This window comes from Streptomyces sp. NPDC107575 (assembly GCF_055657265.1).
Window position 1 is genome coordinate 1,035,125 of sequence record NZ_JBVKBG010000002.1, and the last position, 20,146, is coordinate 1,055,270.

19 protein-coding genes are annotated in these 20,146 nt (G+C 72.8%); 11 read left to right on the forward strand and 8 right to left on the reverse strand.

The window, feature by feature from the left end:
* Positions 1-210 precede the first annotated feature (210 nt).
* Positions 211-993, forward strand: coding sequence for an SGNH/GDSL hydrolase family protein (locus ACZ7L4_RS11225; RefSeq protein ID WP_472102013.1), 783 nt, complete (start codon positions 211-213; stop codon positions 991-993).
* Positions 994-1,035: 42 nt separating this feature from the next.
* Here ACZ7L4_RS11225 and ACZ7L4_RS11230 read toward each other — a convergent pair whose 3' ends face one another.
* Positions 1,036-1,674 carry a TetR/AcrR family transcriptional regulator gene (locus ACZ7L4_RS11230; RefSeq protein WP_472101456.1) on the reverse strand — a complete coding sequence of 213 codons (639 nt, stop codon included), beginning with the start codon at positions 1,672-1,674 and terminating at the stop codon, positions 1,036-1,038.
* A 205-nt stretch (positions 1,675-1,879) separates the two neighbouring features.
* On the opposite strand from ACZ7L4_RS11230, the gene ACZ7L4_RS11235 reads away from it, so the two are divergent.
* On the forward strand, positions 1,880-3,493 hold the full coding sequence (locus ACZ7L4_RS11235; protein WP_472101457.1) for an APC family permease: 1,614 nt from the start codon (positions 1,880-1,882) through the stop codon (positions 3,491-3,493).
* Here ACZ7L4_RS11235 and ACZ7L4_RS11240 read toward each other — a convergent pair.
* A complete protein-coding gene (locus tag ACZ7L4_RS11240; protein WP_472101458.1) occupies positions 3,462-3,887 on the reverse strand; it encodes a hypothetical protein in 426 nt (141 codons plus the stop codon). The two genes, ACZ7L4_RS11235 and ACZ7L4_RS11240, sit on opposite strands and share 32 nt — an antisense overlap.
* Before the next feature lie 114 nt (positions 3,888-4,001).
* Here ACZ7L4_RS11240 and ACZ7L4_RS11245 point away from each other — a divergent pair, with 114 nt between their 5' ends.
* The gene (locus tag ACZ7L4_RS11245; protein ID WP_472101459.1) at positions 4,002-4,844 is read left to right on the forward strand and encodes a helix-turn-helix domain-containing protein; all 843 of its coding nucleotides are present in this window, start codon (positions 4,002-4,004) and stop codon (positions 4,842-4,844) included.
* On the opposite strand, the gene ACZ7L4_RS11250 is transcribed toward ACZ7L4_RS11245, so the two are convergent.
* The 4 genes from ACZ7L4_RS11250 to ACZ7L4_RS11265 are packed head-to-tail and all read right to left on the reverse strand — an operon-like array spanning position 4,777 to position 10,929.
* Complete coding sequence (locus ACZ7L4_RS11250) at positions 4,777-6,897, reverse strand: acetate--CoA ligase family protein (RefSeq protein ID WP_472101460.1); 2,121 nt, start codon at positions 6,895-6,897, stop codon at positions 4,777-4,779. The genes ACZ7L4_RS11245 and ACZ7L4_RS11250 overlap by 68 nt on opposite strands.
* A complete protein-coding gene (locus ACZ7L4_RS11255) occupies positions 6,894-8,120 on the reverse strand; it encodes a glutamate dehydrogenase (RefSeq protein ID WP_472101461.1) in 1,227 nt (408 codons plus the stop codon). Before ACZ7L4_RS11255 ends, ACZ7L4_RS11250 begins: the two co-directional genes overlap by 4 nt.
* On the reverse strand, positions 8,117-9,748 hold the full coding sequence (locus ACZ7L4_RS11260) for a 5-guanidino-2-oxopentanoate decarboxylase (RefSeq protein WP_472101462.1): 1,632 nt from the start codon (positions 9,746-9,748) through the stop codon (positions 8,117-8,119). Before ACZ7L4_RS11260 ends, ACZ7L4_RS11255 begins: the two co-directional genes overlap by 4 nt.
* A 23-nt stretch (positions 9,749-9,771) precedes the next feature.
* Entirely contained in the window at positions 9,772-10,929 is a 1,158-nt protein-coding gene (locus ACZ7L4_RS11265; protein ID WP_472101463.1) for an acyl-CoA dehydrogenase family protein, read from the reverse strand.
* 226 nt (positions 10,930-11,155) lie between these two features.
* Here ACZ7L4_RS11265 and ACZ7L4_RS11270 point away from each other — a divergent pair, with 226 nt between their 5' ends.
* A complete protein-coding gene (locus ACZ7L4_RS11270) occupies positions 11,156-12,340 on the forward strand; it encodes an MBL fold metallo-hydrolase (protein ID WP_472101464.1) in 1,185 nt (394 codons plus the stop codon).
* 40 nt (positions 12,341-12,380) lie between these two features.
* On the opposite strand, the gene ACZ7L4_RS11275 is transcribed toward ACZ7L4_RS11270, so the two are convergent.
* Complete coding sequence (locus tag ACZ7L4_RS11275; RefSeq protein WP_472101465.1) at positions 12,381-13,022, reverse strand: class I SAM-dependent methyltransferase; 642 nt, start codon at positions 13,020-13,022, stop codon at positions 12,381-12,383.
* 120 nt (positions 13,023-13,142) lie between these two features.
* On the opposite strand from ACZ7L4_RS11275, the gene ACZ7L4_RS11280 reads away from it, so the two are divergent.
* From ACZ7L4_RS11280 to ACZ7L4_RS11310, 7 genes are all read left to right on the forward strand, one after another.
* The gene (locus tag ACZ7L4_RS11280) at positions 13,143-13,736 is read left to right on the forward strand and encodes a helix-turn-helix domain-containing protein (protein WP_472101466.1); all 594 of its coding nucleotides are present in this window, start codon (positions 13,143-13,145) and stop codon (positions 13,734-13,736) included.
* A 135-nt stretch (positions 13,737-13,871) separates the two neighbouring features.
* A complete protein-coding gene (locus tag ACZ7L4_RS11285; protein WP_472101467.1) occupies positions 13,872-14,141 on the forward strand; it encodes a DUF1905 domain-containing protein in 270 nt (89 codons plus the stop codon).
* A 286-nt stretch (positions 14,142-14,427) separates the two neighbouring features.
* The gene (locus ACZ7L4_RS11290; RefSeq protein WP_472101468.1) at positions 14,428-16,464 is read left to right on the forward strand and encodes a sensor histidine kinase; all 2,037 of its coding nucleotides are present in this window, start codon (positions 14,428-14,430) and stop codon (positions 16,462-16,464) included.
* Positions 16,465-16,629: 165 nt separating this feature from the next.
* Positions 16,630-17,064, forward strand: coding sequence for a roadblock/LC7 domain-containing protein (locus ACZ7L4_RS11295; RefSeq protein ID WP_472101469.1), 435 nt, complete (start codon positions 16,630-16,632; stop codon positions 17,062-17,064).
* Between the two features lie 2 nt (positions 17,065-17,066).
* Positions 17,067-17,438 (forward strand): DUF742 domain-containing protein, encoded by a 372-nt coding sequence (locus tag ACZ7L4_RS11300; RefSeq protein ID WP_326017958.1) that lies wholly within the window; start codon positions 17,067-17,069, stop codon positions 17,436-17,438.
* Positions 17,416-18,015, forward strand: coding sequence for a GTP-binding protein (locus ACZ7L4_RS11305; protein WP_385768081.1), 600 nt, complete (start codon positions 17,416-17,418; stop codon positions 18,013-18,015). The genes ACZ7L4_RS11300 and ACZ7L4_RS11305 overlap by 23 nt, the downstream gene beginning before the upstream one ends.
* Positions 18,012-18,623, forward strand: coding sequence for a GAF domain-containing protein (locus tag ACZ7L4_RS11310; RefSeq protein ID WP_472101470.1), 612 nt, complete (start codon positions 18,012-18,014; stop codon positions 18,621-18,623). Before ACZ7L4_RS11305 ends, ACZ7L4_RS11310 begins: the two co-directional genes overlap by 4 nt.
* On the opposite strand, the gene ACZ7L4_RS11315 is transcribed toward ACZ7L4_RS11310, so the two are convergent.
* On the reverse strand, positions 18,613-20,049 hold the full coding sequence (locus ACZ7L4_RS11315) for an amino acid permease (protein WP_472101471.1): 1,437 nt from the start codon (positions 20,047-20,049) through the stop codon (positions 18,613-18,615). The two genes, ACZ7L4_RS11310 and ACZ7L4_RS11315, sit on opposite strands and share 11 nt — an antisense overlap.
* Positions 20,050-20,146 lie beyond the last annotated feature (97 nt).

A 20,146-nucleotide genomic window follows, 5' to 3' on the forward strand; every position in this document is an offset into this window, starting at 1 on the left:
GTAGCGGACGCGACGGCCCGCTCTCTTCGGCGCCCGGGGTTGTTCCCCGGGCGCCGAAGTGCGTTCGCGCACTTATTCCCCAGGCGGCGAGTGGGCTATCTCACCACGCGTCAACCCCTGGCTACGGTCGCGTAGGTCACATCCGAGGGTGAAAGATGTGTGGTCGTGGCAAACGAATCGAGAGCACTCAGGGACTCACTCAACGGCACGATCCGGTCCTACGCGGCCGTGGGAGACAGCTTCACCGAAGGCGTCGGCGACCCCGGCCCCGACGGAAAGTTCGCGGGCTGGGCCGACCGGCTCGCCGTCCTCCTGGACGACCGCGTCCCCGAGGACACCTTCAAGTACGCGAACCTGGCGGTGCGCGGCAAGCTTCTCGACCAGATCGTCGCGGACCAGGTCCCCAAGGCGGTCGAGCTCGCCCCCGACCTGGTGAGCCTGGTCGCCGGCGGCAACGACATCATCCGCCCCGGCACCGACCCGGACGACGTGGCCGAGCGCTTCGAGAAGGCGGTCGTCAAGCTCGCCGACGCGGCCGGCACCGTCATGGTCGCCACGGGGTTCGACACCCGCGACGTGGCCGTGCTCAAGCACCTGCGCGGCAAGATCGCCACGTACAACATGCATGTGCGGGCCATCGCCGACCGCCACGGCTGCGTGATGCTCGACCTGTGGTCCCTGAAGTCCATCCAGGACCGCAGGGCCTGGGACGACGACCGGCTCCACCTGTCGCCCGAGGGGCACACCCGGGTGGCGCTGCGGGCCGCCCAGGCGCTCGGCGTCGAGGTGCCGGCCGACCCCGAGCAGGCGTGGCCGCTGCTCCCGCCGCGCGGCACGTTCGAGGTGCGGCGAGACGACATTCACTGGGCGCGGGAGTTCCTCGTGCCGTGGATCGGGCGCCGGCTGCGCGGCGAGTCCTCCGGCGACCGGGTGCAGGCCAAGGGCTTCATCGACCCGCACGCGGTCAAGGCCCACCTGGAGGCGGCGTCCTGACGCCTGCCTCTGTGGCGCTGCGGCGGCGCTGACGGGCTTCCGTCAGCGCCCCGCGGCCGTCAACTCCGCGCGCTCGAGCCCCAGTTCGCGGGCGAGCGCCTCGTCCACCCACTCCTGCATACGGGCCCGTGACACCGCGGCCGGCCTGGCGCGCCCGCCGTCGTACGCCGTCAGTTGCACGGCGAGCCCGTCGAGTAGGGCGGTGATCCGCAGCGCCGCCCCCATCGGGTCCGGGCAGGCGAACTCGCCCGCCGCCACGCCCTCGGCGACCACCTCCGCGAGCGCCGCCTTCCACTGCCGGTCGAGGTCCCGCGTGACCTCCCGCAGCGCGGGCTCGCGCAGCGCCGCCGCCCAGCCCTCGATCCACAGCCGCCACCCCTTGGCCTGCCCCGTCGGCGCGTACCAGCGCACCGCGGCGCGCAGCCGCTTCAGGGCCGTCGTGCGGCGGCCGAGCAGCTTGCGCAGATGCGCCAGGTCGCTCTCGGCGGCGTGCGCGAACGCGGCCGCGACGAGCTTCTCCTTCGTCGAGAAGTGGTACAGCACCAGCGCGTTGCTCACGCCGAGCGCCGACGCCACGTCGGCGATGCGCACGGCGGCGACCCCGCGCGCCTCGATCTGCTCGATGGCGGCCGTCAGCAGCTCTTCACGCCGCTCGGCCACGCTCAACCGGACTCTGGTCACGCCGCCAGCCTAGTTGTTTTTGTGTGCGGACTTGTTGCGTGCAGGACTCTTGACGCCCCGACGTCGCACAGGTCACAGTCACGTCACGTTCCACTACTGACTGTCTGTTCAGTCAATAAGTCGGTTGGACGGGGGTAGGCGCGGCCCCAGCAGGATCCCAAGAGCTGTCCGTGCCGTCCTCGTTCTGTTCTCGCCAGGAGCAATCGTGACCCAAGCGCCATCCCTCTCGCCGACCCCGCCCGCCGGGGACGAGCCCGACCTCTCCGAAGGGTGGGGCGAGCAGCGCTCACGGCTGCGCAAGGATCTGCGCCGGCTGGACGTGCTGTTCTTCCTCATCTGCACGCTCGTCGGCCTGGACACCATCGGTTCCGTCGCGGCCCAGGGCCCGCAGGGCCTGGCCTGGATGGTCATTCTGGCCGTCGTCTTCTTCCTCCCCTACGGCCTGCTCGTGGCCGAACTCGGCTCCGCCTTCCCCGTGCAGGGCGGCCCGTACGTGTGGACGCGCCTGGCCTTCGGCCGGCTCGTCGCGGGCGTCAACCAGCTCCTGTACTGGATCTCCAACCCGGTCTGGGTCGGCGGCAGCCTGTGCATCATCGCGCTGACCACCTGGGAGGAGTTCTTCACGCCGCTGCCGGGCGTGTGGAAGTACGTCGCCGGGTTCGTGTTCATCTGGGGCGGCGCGCTCGCCGTCGTGCAGTCCGTGCGCATCGGCAAGTGGGTGCCCATCGCGGGCGCCATCGCGCGCGTGGTGCTGCTCGGCTTCTTCCTCGTGTCCGTCGTCGTCTACGCCGCCGAACATGGCGTGCACGCCCTACCCGCGGGCGAATTCACCCCTACGTATGCGGGCTTCGTGGCGCTCGTCCCGGTGCTCATCTTCAACTACGTGGGCTTCGAACTGCCCAGCTCCGCCGCCGAGGAGATGAAGAACCCGCGCCGCGACATCCCCCTGTCGATCCTGCGCTCCGGGCTCGCCGCCGTGCTCCTGTACGGAGGCCCCATCCTCGGCATCCTGTTCGTGCTGCCCAGCGAGGAGATCGGCAGCCTGGGCGGCTTCATCGACGCCTGCAAGGCCGTCTTCACCGTCTACGGCGGCTCCATCGCGGCCGACGGCACCGTGACGCTGACCGGCATGGGCTCGGTGTTCGGCGGCGTCGCCGCGGCCGGCCTCATCATCGGCCTGCTCACCTCCGGCGTCACCTGGGCGATGGGCGCCCACCGCGCGCAGGCCGTCGCGTGCGCGGACGGCGCGGGACCGGCCTGGCTGGGCCGCATCTCCGAGAAGCACGGCACCCCGGTACGGGTCAACATCCTGTCCGCCGTGCTCGGTTCGATCCTCTTCGTCGTCGCCCTCAACCTCACCGGCGGCGACGGCGAGAAGTACTTCGCCGCGGGCCTCGGCCTGACCATCAGCACGACGTTCATCTCCTACGTCATCACCTTCCCGAGCCTGGCGGTGCTGCGCCGCAAGTACCCGGACCAGGAGCGGCCCTACGCCGTGCCCGGCGGCCGGGTGGGCGCCTGGATCGTGACCGCGCTCGCCACCGGCTTCGTGGCCTTCACGGTGATCGTGCTCGTCTGGCCCGGCTTCGGGGTGGGCTGGTTCGGCACGGCGGGCAACCCGGCGGACTCCCTGCCCGAATCCTTCGCCGGCCAGCGCCTGCCGTACACGCTCAGCCAGGTGCTGCCGCTGCTGCTGTTCGTGGTGATCGGATTGGTGTTCTACGCGTGCGGGGCGGGGGCACGGCGGCGCAGCCGCGCCGGCGGCACGGCGGGCGCCGCCGCGGACGTCACAGCGCCGGGAACTGGTAATCGCGGCTGATCAGGCCCTCCTCGTCGACGGTCACGAACTCCATTCCGCCACCCACCGCTTCGCCGGTCGCCACGCAGACCGACTGCCAGCGGAACGCGACCACGTCCTCCAGGGCCGCCGCGGCGTCCGGCGCGGCGCGGAAGGTGTACTCGCCGCTCGCGACGAACTCCTCGTGGGCGCGCGCCACCCGGGCCTCCAGCTCGACGTGGCCGCGTGCCACGAGCGCCGCGCCGGTGAAACCGAGCCGGACCGCCTCCGCGCGCATCTCCTGCGGCGGCTGCAGGACATGGACCCCGTCCCGCGCCCACAGGGCCGCCACGGCCTTGCGGCGCAGGCCGGGGTCCGACTCGTTCCAGACGGCGGCGTAGCGGGCGGCCAGATCCTGTGCGTCGATGTGCGCCATCGTGACTCCTCGGGTTGTCAGGGACGTGCGACGACTGTGCGGCGCGGCCGGGTATCACCTCAATTCCCGCCAGGGAATGGCACGTTGACCGCGCTCTGAGGTAGACACGGGCCGGTGACGACGCAGACGGTGCGGGGCGGGGAACTGGGCGAGGCGCTGCGCGGCTGGCGGACCCGGCGCAGGATCAGCCAGCTGGAACTCGCCGCGCGCGCGGGCACCACACAGCGCCATGTCAGCTTCATCGAGAGCGGCCGTTCCGTGCCGGGCCGCGCCATGGTCGTACGCCTCGCCGAGGCCATGAAGGTGCCGCTGCGTGAGCGGAACGTGCTCCTACTGGCCGCCGGATACGCGCCCGCCTACCCGGAAACCGGTTTCACGGACCCGCACCTGGGCGCCGTCCGCAAGGCGCTGGAACGCGTCATGCGGGCGCATCATCCCTACCCGGCCGTCATCATCGACCGGGGCGCCGACCTCGTCACCGCGAACGGCGCCTTCCACGCGTTGATCGGCGGGGTGGACTCACCTCTCCTGGAGGCACCGGTGAACGTGGCGCGCGTCCTGCTGCACCCGCGCGGTCTCGCGCCGCGCATCGAGAACCTGGACGAGTGGGCGTGGCACGTCGTCGACGCACTCCGGGACGAGGCCGCACGTAACCCGCATCGGCGCACGGCCCAACTCCTCGCCGAACTGGAGGCGTTGCTGCCGGACCGGCCGCGGCGGAGCGGCCCGGACCACCTGGGGTTCGCCGTCCCGCTGCGGCTGCGCTCCCGCGCCGGCGAGCTGCGCCTGCTGAGCACGCTCACGCACTTCGGCACGGCGGTCGACGTGACCCTCGCCGAGCTGCGGCTCGAAGCGTTCCTGCCGCTCGACGAGGAGACCGCCGACCGCCTCAGCGAGCTGGCACCCCGTGCGCGTCCAGCGCGATCGCCCCACCGGGATGAACAAGCAGCGGATTGACCTCCAGGTCCGTCAGTTCCGGATGGTCCGCCGCGGCCTGCGCCACCGCGCACACCGCCGCGACCGCCGCCTCCAGGTGGACGGCCGGTGCGCCGCGCCACCCCGTCAGCAGCGGTGCGTGCCGCAGTTCGAGCAGGAGGGCACGCGCGCGTGCCGGGGTGAGCGGGGCCAGGGCCAGCGCCGTGTCGGCGTGCAGTTCGGCGGTGACACCCCCGGCGCCGACCATGACGACCAGGCCGAACGACGGGTCCCTGCGCACACCGACGATGAGTTCGCGCGCGTACGGAGGTGTGGCCATCGCCTCGACCGCGTACCGGTCCGCGCCCGTGGCCTCCCGCATCCGCGCAAACGCGGTCCGCAGGGCGGCCTCGTCCGCGATGTGCAGCGCCACGCCACCGGCCTCGGTCTTGTGGGCGAGCCCCATCGCCTTGAGCACCAGGGGATAGCCCGTGCGGTAGGCGGCCTCCACCGCCGCGTCCGCGTCCGTCACGAACTCGGCCGTGGGGAACGCGACTCCGTAGGAGGCGAGCAGCTCACGCACCCGCTCGTAGCCGCCGTCCTCGACCTCGTACGCCGCCGGGGGAACGGTCCGCTCCTGCGGCAGGCGCGGCGTCGCGGAGGCCAGACGCACGGCGCCCGCGAGCGCCGTCGCCGCCTGCTCGACCCGCTCGTGCACCGGGATGCCGCGCTCTCTGAGGACGGCGAGGGCCGCCGTGTCGCGGGCCATCGTGTGCACGAGCAGCGCCCGCCCCGCAGTGTCGGCGGCGTCGGCGAGGGCGTGCGCGATCTCGCACTCGCGTTCCTCCTGGGCCGGGTTCGCGCTCGCGTAGTCGCCGAAGTAGCCGGTGAGCACGACCGTGTCCGCGTCGCCGCTGTCCAGCAGGGCGGCCGCCACGCGCGCGTAGGCGGCCAGATCCCGCTCGCCCGCCCCGGCCAGGTCGACCGGGTTGGCCCGCCCCGCGTCCGGCGGCAGGTGCGCGCCGAGCGCCTCGACGGTGGCCGGGGAGAGCGCGGGCACGTCGAAGCCGCACGCGGCGAACGAGTCGGCGGCCAGCGCGCCCTGCCCGCCGCTGTCCCCGATCACGGCGATCCGGTGCGGTGGGGGTGGGGCGGCGCTGGCTGGGTCGGGGGTGGGGGCGGTGTGCGTGTCGTGGCGTGGGGGCCGGGGGCGGGAACGTACGAGAGTGGGGGTGGGGGACATCAAGTGCAGGGCCGTGTCGACGAGTTCGCCCGCCGAGTCCAGCAGGAGGGCGCCGGCGTCGCGGCAGACCGCGGCGACCGTGGCGTGCGGGCTCACCAGGGCGCCGGTGTGGGAGGCGGCCGCGCGGCCCGATGCCGCGCTGCGGCCCACCGTGAGGAGCAGGACCGGCTTTCCCGCCGCGTGAGCGGCCGCCAGGACGTCCGCGAGGCGGCGGCCGTCCCGGAAGTCCTCCACGTACGCCGCGATCGCTCTCGTGGGCTCGTGCGCGATCAGCGACTCCAGGGCGTCGGCGGCGACGATGTCGCGCTGGTTGCCGAGCGAGACGAACCGCGAGAAGCCCGCGCCCGCGCGCTGCAGATGGCGGCCGATCTCCAGGGCCAGGTTGCCGCTCTGCGAGACCAGGCCCAGGCCACCGGTCGGGAAGTCGCCCCAGCTGAGCCGGAGTTGGCTCGTCGTGTCGACGATGCCCATGCAGTTGGGGCCCAGCAGGCGGGCGCCGCGCGCGGTCACCAGGTCCGCGAGGGTGTTCTCCTCCGTGGTGCCCGAGGTGATCACCGTGAAGCAGCGGGCGCCCGCGTCCAGGCCCTCCTGGACCACCGGGCGCACCTGCTGGGGTGGGACGGCGACCACCACGTGCTCGGGCGGCGCGTCCAGGGCGGAGAGCGCGGGGCGGAACGGTTCGCCCTGCAGGTGGCCGCCCCGGTGGTTGACCAGGTGGACCGCGCGGCGGGCGCGGCCGGTGAGGGCGCCCGCCGCGAGCCAGTAGCCCCACTTCTCCGGGTTGTCGGACGCGCCGACGACCGCGACAGAGGCCGGGTCGTACAGCGCGTCCAGGCTCGTTGTCGTCGTCACCTGTACCACCCGAACCTCTCCGCGAGGATCGGCAGACGGTCGGCGACGATGGCGTGCGCGGCGGCCCTGGGGGTCGTGCCGTCGCCCTCCGCGCGCGCGAGCATCTGGTCGATGAGGGAGCGCATGGAGCGCCGCGTGTAGGCGAAGGCCTCGTCCGCGTCCGCGCCGATGTCGCCGAACAGGGTCCACCACCACCAGGCGTTCGTCCCGGAGTTGACGACCACGTCCGGCAGGACCGTGATGCCGCGCGCGGTCAGCAGTTCCTCGGCCTCCGCGAGGACCGGCATGTTCGCCGCCTCGACGACCCAGCGGGCCGTGATCCGCTCCTGGTTCGCCGCGTCGATCGCGTACGAGACCGCGGCCGGGACCAGTACGTCCGCGTCCGCCGACAGCCAGGCGTCGCCCGGCAGTTCACGGTCCCCGGGGCGCAGCCGCTCGCGGTCCACCGTGCCGTAGGCGTCGCGCGCCGCGAGCAGCGCCTCCACGTCGAGACCGGCGTCGTTGGCGATGGTGCCCTTCAGGTCGGCCACCGCCACGATCGTGAGCCCCGCGCGCGCGAGGAAGCGGGCTGTGGCGCCGCCCATGGTGCCCAGGCCCTGGAGGGACACACGGGTGCCCTCGTGGGAGCGGCCGGCCCGGTCGAGCGCGACCAGGACCGCCTCGGCGACCCCGCAGCCGCCCACCAGCTCGTCCAGACCGATGCCGTCGACGTCCACCGCGAAGGCGTCCGCGAGCCGCTGACGGGCCGTCTCCTCGTCGTCCAGGAGCGGGTACACGGCCTGGATCGACGACACGAGCCCCGCCTCGGCCGCCGCCTTGTCGACCAGGTCCTGCGTGAGCCCCAGGTCCTCACCGGTCGTCCAGAAGGACTCGATGTACGGGCGCATCGCCTGCAGGTAGCGCACCAGGACGCCGTACGCCTCCGGGTCCTGCGGGTCGCAGTCGATGCCGCCCTTGGCGCCGCCCAGCGGGATGTAACGGCCCTGCGGGTTGTAGTGCAGCGCCTCCTTCATCGACATGCCGCGCGCGAGGCCCGCGACCTCCCCCAGGGTGCAGCCGGCCCGCATGCGCAGACCGCCGCTGGACACGCCGCGCACCAGCCGGTCGATGACCAGGTAGCCGTGGCGGCCGGTGACGTGGTCGGTCCAGGTGAGCTGGGTGAGGGGCGCCGTGGGAGCCGTCGGGGGCGTGGCGGTAGTGGCGGGCGTGGGGGCGGCGGTCATGCGGACTCCTCAGGGACGACGATCAGGGTGGGGGCGGGAGTGGTCAGGGCGGTGCTCAGCAGCTTGGCGAGCTCCTCGGGGGAGTGGGCGGTCGCGCCGTGGCCTCCGTAGGCGCGGGCGAGGGCGGGCAGGTCCACGCGCGCGTGGTCGACCGCGAGCGGTGCGTCGCCGCGGGCCTTCATCTCGTCGCGGATCTCGCCGTAGCCGGAGTTGTCGAACACCACGACGGCCAGCGGCTGTTGGAGCGCCGCGGCCGTGGCCAGCTCCTGGATCGAGAACTGCAGGCCGCCGTCGCCGCTGAGCGCCACCACCTGGCGTTCCGGGCAGGCGGCCTTCGCGCCGATCGCGGCGGGCAGCGCGTAGCCGAGCGTGCCGAACCCGGTGGGGTGCAGGTAGCGGGCGCGCGGGCCCAGGGTGAGGTGCGGCAGCGCCCCGTAGTAGCAGCACTGGGCGCTGTCCGAGGTGACGACGGCGTCCGGGTCGAGGGCGCTGCGGATCGCCTCCAGGTAGGGCAGCCAGTGGGCGTCGCGGGGGCGTGACTCCTGGTCGCGGGCCGCCTTGAGGGCGGCGGTCTCGGTGTGGGCGTGTGCGGGGTCCGGGGCGGTGGCCGCGGTTTCGAGGGCGAGCGCGTCGAGCGTGGCGGCCGCATCGCCGACCAGCGGGACGTCCGCCGGGACACCCGCGTACATCTGCGCCGGGTCGAGGTCCACGCGGATCAACTGTCCCTGGAAGGGCAGCGGTTCGGCGGTCCAGATGTCGGACTCGGCCAGCTCGGTGCCGACCGCCAGGACCACGTCACGGGTCGTCAGCCACTCCTGCACGGCCGGGCTGTGCAGGGAGACGCCGAGGGAGAGCGGGTGCTCTTCGTCGACGACGGCCTTGCCGTTCGCTGTGGTGACCACCGGGGCCGCCAACTGCTCGGCCAGGGCGAGGCATTGGGGCGCCGCGCCGCGGGCGCCGCCGCCGAGGATCAGGGCCGGGCGCTCCGCGCGGGCGAGGAGGGCGGCGGCCTGTGCGATGTGGGCGGCGTCCGGGACGCGCGGCGCCGCCGGGGGAGCGGTGCGGGCCGGCCCCGCGGGCTCCGTCGCCTCCAGGAGGTCGAGCGGGATCTCGATGTGCGCGGGACGCGGCCGCTCGGAGCGGAACAGCGTGAATGCGCGCGCGACCGCCACCCCGATCTCCGCGACCGAGGAGACTCGGTGGCTGAAGGCGGCCACGTTGCGCAACGCCTCGCTCTGGCTGCGCATTTCGTGCAGCAGACCCGTCGACTGGCGCGGGTGGCGCAGCGGCATGCCCGGCGATATCACCAGCAGCGGCACGCTGTCCGAGTACGCCTGGCCGACGGCCGCCGCGATGTTCAGGAGCGCGGGCCCCGTCGTCGTGATCGCCACGCCGGGCGTGCCCGTCACGCGCGCGTACGCGTCCGCCGCGTATCCGGCGCCCTGCTCGTGGCGCGGCGCGACGTGCGCGACACCGTAGGCCGTCAGGTGGCGGTAGATCTCCAGGTTGTGGGTGCCCGGGATGCCGAAGGCCCGGGTGACACCGTGGCCGGACAGGGCGCGGACCAGGGCCTCGCCGCCGGTGAGGTGGGTGGGGTCCGCCGCGGGTGTGGGACTGTGACGGCTCATGGCGGCGGGTTCGTGCTGGGACGTCACAGTGACCTCGCAATGATCAGGCGCATGATGTCGGAGGTGCCTTCCTCGATCTCCTCCAACTTGGCGTCGCGCATCCACTGTTCGACCGGGAACTCGCGCGAGTAGCCCCAGCCGCCCAGCGTCTGCACGGCGGCCCAGGTGCAGTACGCGGCGGTCTCCGATGCGGTGAGCTTGGCCATGGCGGCCTCGGTGGTGGCGCTCAGGCCCGCGTCCAGGCGGCGGGCCGCGCGCCACGTCATCAGGCGCGACTGCTCGATGCGGGTGCGCATGTCGGCGAGGCGGAACGCGACCGCCTGGTGCTCGATGATCGGCTTGCCGAACTGCTCGCGCGTACGCGCGTAGTCGCGTGCGTACTCGTAGGCGGCGCGGGCGACACCGGTGGCGGCGGCGCCCAGGACCGCGCGCGAGATGTCGAAGGTGCGCATCAGGCCGATAAAGCCCTGGCCCTCGTCGCCGAGCCGGTTCTCCTCGGGGACGAACGCGTCGGAGAAGAAGATCTCCCGGCAGACGATGGCGCGTTGGCCCATCTTGCGCATCGGTTCGCCGAAGGTGACGCCTTCGGCGTCCTTGTGCAGCAGGAAGGCGCTGACGCCGCGCGAGCGCCGGCTCGGGTCCGTCTTGGCGAACACGACGTAGCGGTCGGCCTCGCCCGCGTTCGAGATCCACGCCTTCTGGCCGTTGAGGAGGTAACCGCCCTCGGTGCGGCGGGCGGTGGTGCTGATCGACGCGGCGTCCGAGCCCGCGCCCGGTTCGGTGGTCGCGAGCGACGTCATCGGGGTGTCGGGTCCGGCGAGCGGGGTGAGCCAGGTGCGCTGCTGCTCCTCGGTGCCCAGGGCGAGCACGGGGTCGGCGAAGAAGCCGTTCGAGCAGAGCAGATTGCCGATGCCCAGGTCGCCGACGCACAGCTCCTCCTGCACGAGGACCTGCGTGAACACATCGGTGAAGCCGCCCCCGCCGAACTCCTCGGGGAGCATGAAGCCGGTGATGCCGACCTTGGCCGCCTTGCGCCACAGGTCCCAGGGCGTCTCGACGTCGGCCTCGTCGACGGCACGCGCGCGTGGCCGGATCTCCTCGGCCGCGAAGGTCCGGGCGAGCTCGACGACGGCGTGTTGTTCGGGAGTGAGCGGGACCAGTTCGGTAGGGAGTTCCGACACGGTGCCTCCAGATGGCTTTACTGAATCGTCGGTCAGTATCCGGAGTCGTCGAGAGTGCTGTCAATCGAACTGTTACTGAATGATGGATCAGTTTGTGGGAGGAGGTCGTGCGCGCCGCGCGTCGGCGGCGGAGGGAGGCCGGTCACATGCGCGGGGATTCGGGCACACGGAGGACGCCCAGCGCGTTGTCAGTGGTGCCGCACATAATGAGAAACCTGATCGATCAATGGGAGGCGCCGTGTCACGTTCTCTGACTTCCGGGCTGCGCTCGCTCCAGCCCGATGCCTTTGGCGCCGAGCCCGCGGGGGCCAGACTGGACCGCATCCGCCGGTCGCCGAACTTCGCGGACGGGTCCTTCCAGAACCCCGAGGGCGCCCGCACCCGGCCCGACGGCTCGATGGTCGAGTTCGCGAAGAACTATTTCCGCAAGGACGAGCGCGCCCGCCGGGCTCCCACCGGGACCGTGCCCGTGCACGCCACGACGCTCGCCGACCTCTCGAAGCCGCCGGTGAGCGGCCTGCGGATCACATGGATGGGGCACTCCAGCGTCCTCGCAGAGATCGACGGGGTGCGGGTGCTGTTCGACCCGGTGTGGGGCGAGCGCTGTTCACCGTTCGCCTTCGCCGGGCCCAAGCGGCTGCACCCGGTGCCGCTGCCGCTCGCCGCGCTGGGCCCGGTCGACGTGGTGGTGATCTCGCACGACCACTACGACCACCTGGACATGCCCACCATCAAGGCACTCGCCCACACGGACACCGTGTTCGCGGTGCCGCTCGGCGTCGGCGCCCACCTGGAGCACTGGGGCGTGCCCGCGGACCGGCTGCGCGAGCTGGACTGGCACGAGTCGACGAAGGTCGCCGGGGTGACGCTGACCGCCACCCCCGCCCGCCACTTCTGCGGCCGCGGCCTGCGTAACGCCCAGCACACCCTCTGGGCGTCCTGGGTCGCCGCCGGGCCCGAGCACAGCGTCTTCCACAGCGGCGACACCGGCTACTTCTCCGGGTTCAAGGACATCGGCGCCGAGCACGGGCCGTTCGACGTCACGATGATCCAGATCGGCGCCTACTCGGAGTACTGGCCGGACATCCACATGACCCCGCAGGAGGGCATGCGCGCCCACCTCGACCTCCAGGGCGGGCCCGCGGCCGGACCGATGCTGCCGATCCACTGGGGGACGTTCAACCTGGCGCCGCACGCCTGGACCGAGCCCGGCGAGGAGAGCGTCACCGCGGCCCGCCGCGCCGCCGCACGCCTCGCGCTGCCGCGCCCCGGCGAGCCCTTCGAGCCCGGCGCGGAGGCGCTGCCCACGGAGCAGTGGTGGCGGGCCGTCGCGACGGTCCCGCAGGGCGGGTGGCCGGTGGCCGCAGCCGCGGCGGGGACCGAGGAGACGGAGATCGTGGTGGCCGGGTAGGCGACCGGCTCCCGAGGAGGGCGGCTTTCGCCCTCCTCCGTCACGCCACGCGCCGCGCCCGCAGGACCGTGTCGCGGTGGTGGTGGGTGCCGGGCGGGGCCGGGGCGGTGCGCCCGCGCGTCTCGTCGACCTGGATCTCCCAGGCGCCCGCACCGTCGGCGTCGAGGAGCTTGATGATGTCGTCGGCCCAGTAGTAGTCGGCGGGGTCGAATTCGGCGGTCACCGCGGCGTCGTGCGCCAGGTCCGCCAGCGCGTGCGTGACGAAGAGCAGCGTGCCGCCGGGCGCCACCGCGTCGACGAGCCCGCGCGCCGCCGCGAGACCCGCGCTGCGCAGCAGCGGGAAGTACTGGATGCTCACCAGGTCGAAGGCGCCCGGCGGCGGCGGCGTGAGCGCCAGGTCCGCCCGCGCCCAGGACACCCGGCCCTCGATGTCGGCGCCCGCGGCGGCGCGGCGCAGGGCGACCTCCGAGACGTCGACCGCCGTGACCTGCCAGCCGCGCCGAGCCAGCCAGAGCGCGTCGCCGCCCTCGCCGCAGCCGACGTCGAGGGCCTGGCCGGGCGGCATCCCGTCGACCTCGGTGACCAGCACACCGTTCGGGTTGCCGCTGAAGAGCTGCTCGCTGCTGCTGTACCGCTCGTCCCACTCCCGGGCGGTGGCGGATGGGGTGAAGCTGTTGTTCATGGCGTGCGGTCCTGTCTCTCGGCGGTGCGACGGTGACCCCCGTCGACGCCAACGTCGCTCCACACCCGCGTACGGGCAAACTTCTTTGCAGAAAACGCAAAACGCGGGCACGGTGGACCGATGAGCGACGACGTCGACGGAGTGCTGGCCGGGGTCGGGCCGAGGCTGCGCGAGCTGCGCAAGCGCCGCGGTGCCACCCTGACGGCCCTGTCCGAGGCCACTGGCATCCCGATCAGCACCCTGTCCCGCCTGGAGTCCGGACACCGCAAGCCCGGGCTCGAACTCCTGCTGCCGCTGGCCAGGGCCCACCAGGTGTCGATCGACGAGCTGGTCGGCGCCCCGGCCGACCTCGACCCGCGCGTGCACCCGCAGCCGATCACGCGCAACGGCGTGACGATCGTGCCGCTGACCCGCAAGCCCGGCGGCCTCCAGGCGTTCAAGCAGATCCTGCCCGCGGGCCTCACCGACGGCCGCGAGCCCGAGCCGCGCTCGCACGAGGGCTACCACTGGCTCTACGTCCTCAAGGGGCGGCTGCGCCTCCTCCTCGGCGACCAGGACGTCGTCCTCGCGGAGGGCGAGGCCGCCGAGTTCGACACCCACCTCCCGCACTGGTTCGGCAACGCCGGCGAGCGCGCCGTGGAGTTCCTCAGCATCCTGGGACCGCAGGGCGAGCGCATGCACATCAGGGCCCGCTTCCGTCCCGACGAAAGCTAGCGCCACGGCGCGATGAGTTTCCTCTCCCGCCTCCGTCCTACCTGATGAACAGCTCCTACCTGGTGACCAGCAAGGACGCGGTGGCACCGGACGAGCCGGGCCACCGGAACTGCTCCCGGACAGGCGGTACCCGTGATGGAAAAGCAATTCACCGCGACCCTGCGGAAGAGCCCGAACAAGGGCGGCTGGACCTACGTCGTGTGGCCCGAGTCGGTGGAGTTCTTCGGAACCCGCGGCCTGGTGAAGGTGCGCGGCACGATCGACGGCCATCCGTTCCAGAGCTCGTTCATGGCCCTGGGCGACGGCACGCACAAGCTCCCGGTGAAGGCGGACGTGCGCAAGGCGATCGGCAAGCAGGAGGGGGACGCCGTGACCGTCCGCCTCGAGGAGCGCCTGAACACCTGAGTGCGTAAGCGCCTGACGTCGGGTGCCGGACGTCAGGTGCGGCCCGGAAACCCCCAGGCGAACGCGTGTGTGAGTAGATCGCGGGCGCGTATTCGGGCATGGGTGCGAAGCCTCATACCAGAGCGGGACCTCGGCCGTCGGAGTTTGTCAACTGCCCCTCGCGTATATGCCGTTGGCGACTACCGTGTGTGCTCGCCGTGCGACGCCCGGTCGCGCTGCCTGCTGTCTCTCCATCTGCCGAGCCACCCCCCACCTGAACTCACAGAACCGAGGACGAGGTCGCCGTATGTCCCAGCTCCGCCAGTCGGCCGCCCGCGCAGACCGCCGCGAAGGCGGTCGGCACGGCAGGCCGGCCGGGCGGGCCGCGCCGCAGCCGACCGAGACGCACATACGTTCCCAGCTCCTGCGCATCGCCATCCTCCCGCCGCTGGCGGTGGCCCTCGGCGCGAGCGCGGCCGTGCTGTTCGTCCTCCAGCACACGGGAGTGCGGCCCAGCCCGACGCTGTGGGCGGTGCTCGGCGGGGCCTGCCTGGTGACGGTCGCGGGCATCGTGATCGCCGCCGTCGCCGCGCGGCGCACCGCGGCCGTCGTACGCGACCGGGTGCTCGCGCTGCGCCAGAGCACCGCGCACCGGCAGTCCGAACTGCGCGACCTGGTCGAGCAGTTGCGCAAGGGTGAGGCCCCGCCGCCGCGCCGCGCGCCCGCCGTCGGCGCGCCCGGCGGTGACGACTTCGACCGGCTCGCCGTCGACCTCACGCGCGGCCACGACGTCGCGGTCACGGCTGTCGTCCAAGCCACGCAGCTGTCCAGCCAGGCGGGCAGCCGGCAGAAGGTCGAGGTGTTCGTGAACCTCGCCCGGCGCCTGCAGTCGCTCGTGCACCGCGAGATCAGCCTGCTCGACGAGCTGGAGAACCAGGTCGAGGACCCCGACCTGCTCAAGGGGCTCTTCCACGTCGACCACATGGCCACCCGCACCCGTCGGCACGCCGAGAACCTCGCCGTGCTCGGCGGCGCCGTCTCGCGCCGCCAGTGGAGCCACCCCGTGTCCATGACCGAGGTGATGCGCTCCGCGATCGCCGAGGTCGAGCAGTACTCGCGGGTCAAGCTCGTGCCGCCGATCGACGGCACCCTGCGCGGTCACGCCGTCGCCGACTGCATCCACCTGCTCGCCGAACTCGTCGAGAACGCCACGGTGTTCTCCGCCCCGCACACCCAGGTGCTGCTGCGCGCCAACCAGGTGACCTCCGGGCTCGCCATCGAGGTGGAGGACCGGGGCCTGGGCATGCCGGTCACCGAGCAGAACAAGATGAACACCCTGCTCACCGACCCCGACCAGGTCAACGTCGCGAGCCTCCTCGCGGACGGCCGCATCGGCCTGTTCGTGGTCTCGCAGCTCGCGCGGCGGCACGGCATCACGGTGCGGCTGCAGACGAACATCTACGGGGGAGTGCAGGCGGTCCTCGTGCTGCCCCAGGACCTGCTCGGCGGGGACGGCGACACCGACGGCGCGGGCGTGCGCATCCCGCACGTGCGCAAGGCCGCCGCCGCGGCGACCGCGGACAGCGTGCTCGGCGGCGACCCCGCGGCGCCGTCGGCCAACGGACACCGGGCGGACGGCCCGCCGCCGCAGCCCGGCCGCCCGGACCCCAACGGCACACGCCCCGCCCCGGCCAACGCCCCCGCCCCGGCGCCCCCTTCGCCCGCCCCGCTCCACGGCGCCGTCTCCGTGGTGCCGCGCCAGTCGCAGCCGGGAACGCCTCCCGCGGGCACGCCTGTGGGTACGCCCCCGGCGGGCACGCCCATGAACACGCCTCCCGCCGGCACCCCCGTCACGGGAACCCCCGCCCACAGCGCACCACCCGCCCCACCCGCCACGGGGCCGACCTCCAACGGCGCGTCATCCGCCGCACCCCGCCCCGCGCCACCCCAAGGCGCCCCCCTCCCGCAGCGCATCGCCGGCGACCCCCGCCCCACCCCCGCCGACGCGCTCCCCGGCATCCGCCCCGAGGCCCGCGAGGCCGCGGCCCACGCCGAGCCCCCGGCCGCCGCCCGCCCCGAGGGCGTCGTGCGCGGCACCATGAGCGGCCGCCCCCAACTCCCGCGCCGCAGGGCCCAGGAGCACATCGCGCCGCAACTGCGCGGCGGCCCCGCACCACGCCATGACGATCCGGCGCCGTCCGTGCACGACCCCGGCCTCATGGCCGCCTTCCAGCGCGGCATCACGCTCGCCGAGTCGGCCGAACCGCGGAGCCCCGGAGGCGCGGAGCCGGACACCCAGCAGTGGGAGACGGGCCCCGACGACCAAGGCGGCGCCCCCGCATGACCACCACGACGCCGCACACACGCCCGCCCCCGCTCCCACCCCCGTACGGGGACGCGCACGCCACCACGCGCGCGTACCCGTACGAAAGCCCGCACCGCATCCGCCCCCGCCGATCCCCCACCTCCCCGCACCACACCCAGCAGTCCACCAAGGAGTCGATCCCCCATGGCGAGCGATGTGCCGACGGGTCATGTGTCCGATCTCGACTGGCTGATGAGCGGCCTCGTCCAGCGCGTTCCCCACACCAGCAGCGCCGTGCTGCTGTCCTCCGACGGTCTGGTCAAGTCCGTGCACGGGCTCGACGCCGACAGTGCCGACCACATGGCGGCCCTCGCCTCGGGCCTGTACTCGCTGGGCCGCAGCGCGGGCATCCGGTTCGCGGACGGCGGCGACGTACGGCAGGTGGTGGTGGAGCTCGACTCGGCGCTGCTGTTCGTGTCGACGGCGGGCTCCGGCACCTGCCTCGCGGTGCTCGCCGGGCGCGACGCGGACGCGGCCGTGCTCGGCTATGAGATGGCCATGCTCGTCAAGAGCGTGCGGCCCTACCTGGTGACCGCTCCCCGGCAGCCCTCCGCCGAGCCCACGGCGATGAGGAATTGACGGTGGCGGCCCCGCAGGACGGGCCTTGGCTGGACGGCGCCGCGGGCCGGCTCGTGCGTCCGTACACGATCAGCAACGGACGCACCCGGCCCAGCACGTCGATGGATCTGCTCACCCATGTGATGGCCACCGGGGCGACCCCCCTCGGCTATCTGGGTCCGGAACACAGCCAGGCGCTCGACCTGTGTGCGCAGCCCACATCGGTCGCGGAGATCGCCGGTCATCTGAAGCTCCCGGCGGGTGTGACCAAGGTGCTCCTCTCCGACCTCGTCGACTGCCAAGCGATCACCACGAAGCCCCCCACGTTCCACGACAACCCCACTGACCGGTCCCTACTGGAGGCAGTGCTCGATGGACTACGACGCCAGCTCTGACCCTTTCCCCACCGCACTGAAGATCCTGGTCGCGGGCGGGTTCGGGGTCGGCAAGACGACCTTCGTCGGGGCCGTCAGCGAGATCGCTCCGCTCAGCACGGAAGAGCTGCTCACCACGGTCAGCGAGGACACCGACAATCTCGACGGCATCGAGAACAAGGTCGAGACGACGGTCGCGATGGACTTCGGGCGGATCACCCTGGACCCGGAGCACGTGCTCTATCTGTTCGGCACGCCGGGCCAGGAGCGCTTCTGGTTCATGTGGGACGAGCTGTCCGAGGGCGCCCTCGGGGCGGTCATCCTCGCGGACACCCGCCGCCTGGAGGACTGCTTCGCCGCCGTCGACTTCTTCGAGGAGCGCGGCATGGGCTTCATCGTGGCGGTCAACGAGTTCGACGGCTCCTACCGCTACGAGGCCGAGGAGGTCCGCGCCGCCATCGACCTGGACCCGGCGGTCCCGGTGGTGCGCTGCGACGCGCGGATCTCCAGCTCCGGCATCCAGACGCTGCTCACCCTCGTACGGCACCTGCTGGCGCACGCGCCCGCGACCGCCACCGGGTTCGGAGCCCACACGTGACGTACGACGCCGCCAGACGGCTGCTGCTGACGCCGCAGGACCAGGAGGGCGCCGAGCGGGCCCGGCGGCTGCGCAGGCTCGACCTGGGGCAGCGGGCCGAGCCGGTGTTCGACCGGTTCGCGGACCGGCTCGCCGAGGTGACCGGCGCGCCGTACGCGATGGTCAACTTCATCGACGAGAACCGGCAGTTCTTCGCGGGCCTGCACACCCCCGAGGGCGACCACCGGGGCGGTGAACTGGGCGCGGTGGCCGCCTCGGCCGCGACATCCTCGTCCACGGAGGGCGAAGCGGCGCGCTACATGGCGCGCGATCACGGCTATTGCCCGCACGTGGTCGTGCGGCGCAAGGCGCTCGTCCTGGAGGACGTGTGCGACTACCCGCGCTTCGCGGGCAACCCCGTGGTCGACGAGATCGGCATCCGCTCCTACCTGGGCGCGCCGTTGATCGACGAGCGCACGGGGCTCGCCCTCGGCACGGTGTGCGCGGTCGCGACGGAGCCCCGCCCGTGGGGACAGGCGGGGCTCGTGACCATCAAGGCGATGGCCGCTGAACTGATGGAGCTGGTGCGGGGGAGGGGCGACCTGCTCGGTTGGGACGCTAGGCGGTGACGGCGCGGGCGTCCTTGCGCTGCTTGGCGTAGCCGCCCGCGGCGAGGGCGACGACCAGGATCGCGGAGACGAAGAGCTGGTCGCGGCCGTCGGCGGTGCTGGCCATGACCACGAAGACGCCCGCGATGGCCGCCAGGGCGAGCCAGGTCAGATACGGGAAGCCCCACATCTTCACGGTGAGCAGCTCGGGCGATTCGCGCTCCAGGCGGCGCCGCATCCTCAGCTGCGCGAGGCAGATGAAGACCCAGCCGACGAGGATGGCGACACCGGTCGTGTTCATCAGCCAGGTGAACACGGTGTCGGGCCACCAGACGCCGGCGAACACCGCGAAGAACCCGAAGAGGCAGGACGCCAGGACGGCGGCGACCGGCACGCGGCGGTGCACCCGGCCCAGGAAGCGCGGGCCGAGGCCGCGCGAGACCAGCGAGTAGGCCATGCGGGACGAGCCGTAGATGTTGGCGTTCATCGCCGAGAGCAGGGCGACCAGGATGACGGCCTGCATGATGGTGCCGGCGGCCGGGATGCCGAACTCGTCGAGCACGGTGACGTACGGGCCGTCGGCGGCGACGTTCGGGTCGTTCCACGGCACCAGGGCGACGACGAGCGCCATGGACCCCACGTAGAAGAGCGCGATGCGCCACACGGCGGTGCGCACGGCGCGTGCCACGTTCTCGCGCGGCTTGTCGGACTCGGCGGCGGCGATGGACACCGTCTCCAGGCCGCCGTACGCGAAGACGGCGGTGAGCAGTCCGGCGATCAGGCCGGAGGTGCCGGTGGGGAAGAAGCCGCCGTGGCCGGTGAGGTTCGAGGCGCCGGGGGCGTCACCGAAGACGCCGCAGATGCCGAGGACGCCCAGGACCAGGAACGCGCAGATCGCGGTGACCTTCAGGGCGGAGAAGAAGAATTCGAACTCGCCGAAGTTGCGTACGGCGGCCAGGTTGCTCAGGCAGAAGAACACCATGAAGACGGCGACCCAGCCGTAGGCGGGCAGGAACGGCACCCAGCCGTGCATGATCTGCCCGGCCGCCGTCGCCTCCGCGGCGACGCCGCAGGTGAGCATCACCCAGTACATCCAGCCGGAGGTCGCCCCCGCCCAGGCGCCGAGTTCGCGCTCGGCGTGCACGGAGAACGAGCCGGTGGCCGGGCGGGCCGCGGACATCTCGCCGAGCATCCGCATCAGCAGCATGACCACGAATCCGGCGCCCGCGAAGAGCAGGACGACCGCGGGTCCCGCGGCGGCGATCCCGGCGCCCGAGCCCACGAAGAGACCCGCGCCGATGACGCCGCCGAGGGCGATCATCGAGAGGTGCCGCTGCTTGAGGCCGTGGCCGAGTTCCGTGCCGGTGGCGGCGTCCTCGATGTCGCCCGGCGTGGCGCCGACGTCGGATCCGGCCTGCGGCCGGTCCGTGACGGAGGTGCGTGTCATGGTCGTGCCTGTTCGCTGTCTGAGACGGGTTGAAGTGCGGCGACAGTATGCGCTGGTGAGACGTGGTGCATCGGCTGTCCGTTATTCGGACACTCTG

Excerpts from the sequence above, each read along its gene's own strand:
- ACZ7L4_RS11240 (WP_472101458.1), bottom strand. The coding sequence starts at position 3,887 with ATGGCGCACATCGACGCACAGGATCTGGCCGCCCGCTACGCCGCCGTC.
- ACZ7L4_RS11255 (WP_472101461.1), bottom strand. The coding sequence starts at position 8,120 with ATGACCGCCGCCCCCACGCCCGCCACTACCGCCACGCCCCCGACGGCT.
- ACZ7L4_RS11260 (WP_472101462.1), bottom strand. The coding sequence starts at position 9,748 with ATGAGCCGTCACAGTCCCACACCCGCGGCGGACCCCACCCACCTCACC.
- ACZ7L4_RS11270 (WP_472101464.1), top strand. The coding sequence starts at position 11,156 with ATGGGAGGCGCCGTGTCACGTTCTCTGACTTCCGGGCTGCGCTCGCTC.
- ACZ7L4_RS11275 (WP_472101465.1), bottom strand. The coding sequence starts at position 13,022 with ATGAACAACAGCTTCACCCCATCCGCCACCGCCCGGGAGTGGGACGAG.
- ACZ7L4_RS11280 (WP_472101466.1), top strand. The coding sequence starts at position 13,143 with ATGAGCGACGACGTCGACGGAGTGCTGGCCGGGGTCGGGCCGAGGCTG.
- ACZ7L4_RS11285 (WP_472101467.1), top strand. The coding sequence starts at position 13,872 with ATGGAAAAGCAATTCACCGCGACCCTGCGGAAGAGCCCGAACAAGGGC.
- ACZ7L4_RS11290 (WP_472101468.1), top strand. The coding sequence starts at position 14,428 with ATGTCCCAGCTCCGCCAGTCGGCCGCCCGCGCAGACCGCCGCGAAGGC.
- ACZ7L4_RS11295 (WP_472101469.1), top strand. The coding sequence starts at position 16,630 with ATGGCGAGCGATGTGCCGACGGGTCATGTGTCCGATCTCGACTGGCTG.
- ACZ7L4_RS11305 (WP_385768081.1), top strand. The coding sequence starts at position 17,416 with ATGGACTACGACGCCAGCTCTGACCCTTTCCCCACCGCACTGAAGATC.
- ACZ7L4_RS11315 (WP_472101471.1), bottom strand. The coding sequence starts at position 20,049 with ATGACACGCACCTCCGTCACGGACCGGCCGCAGGCCGGATCCGACGTC.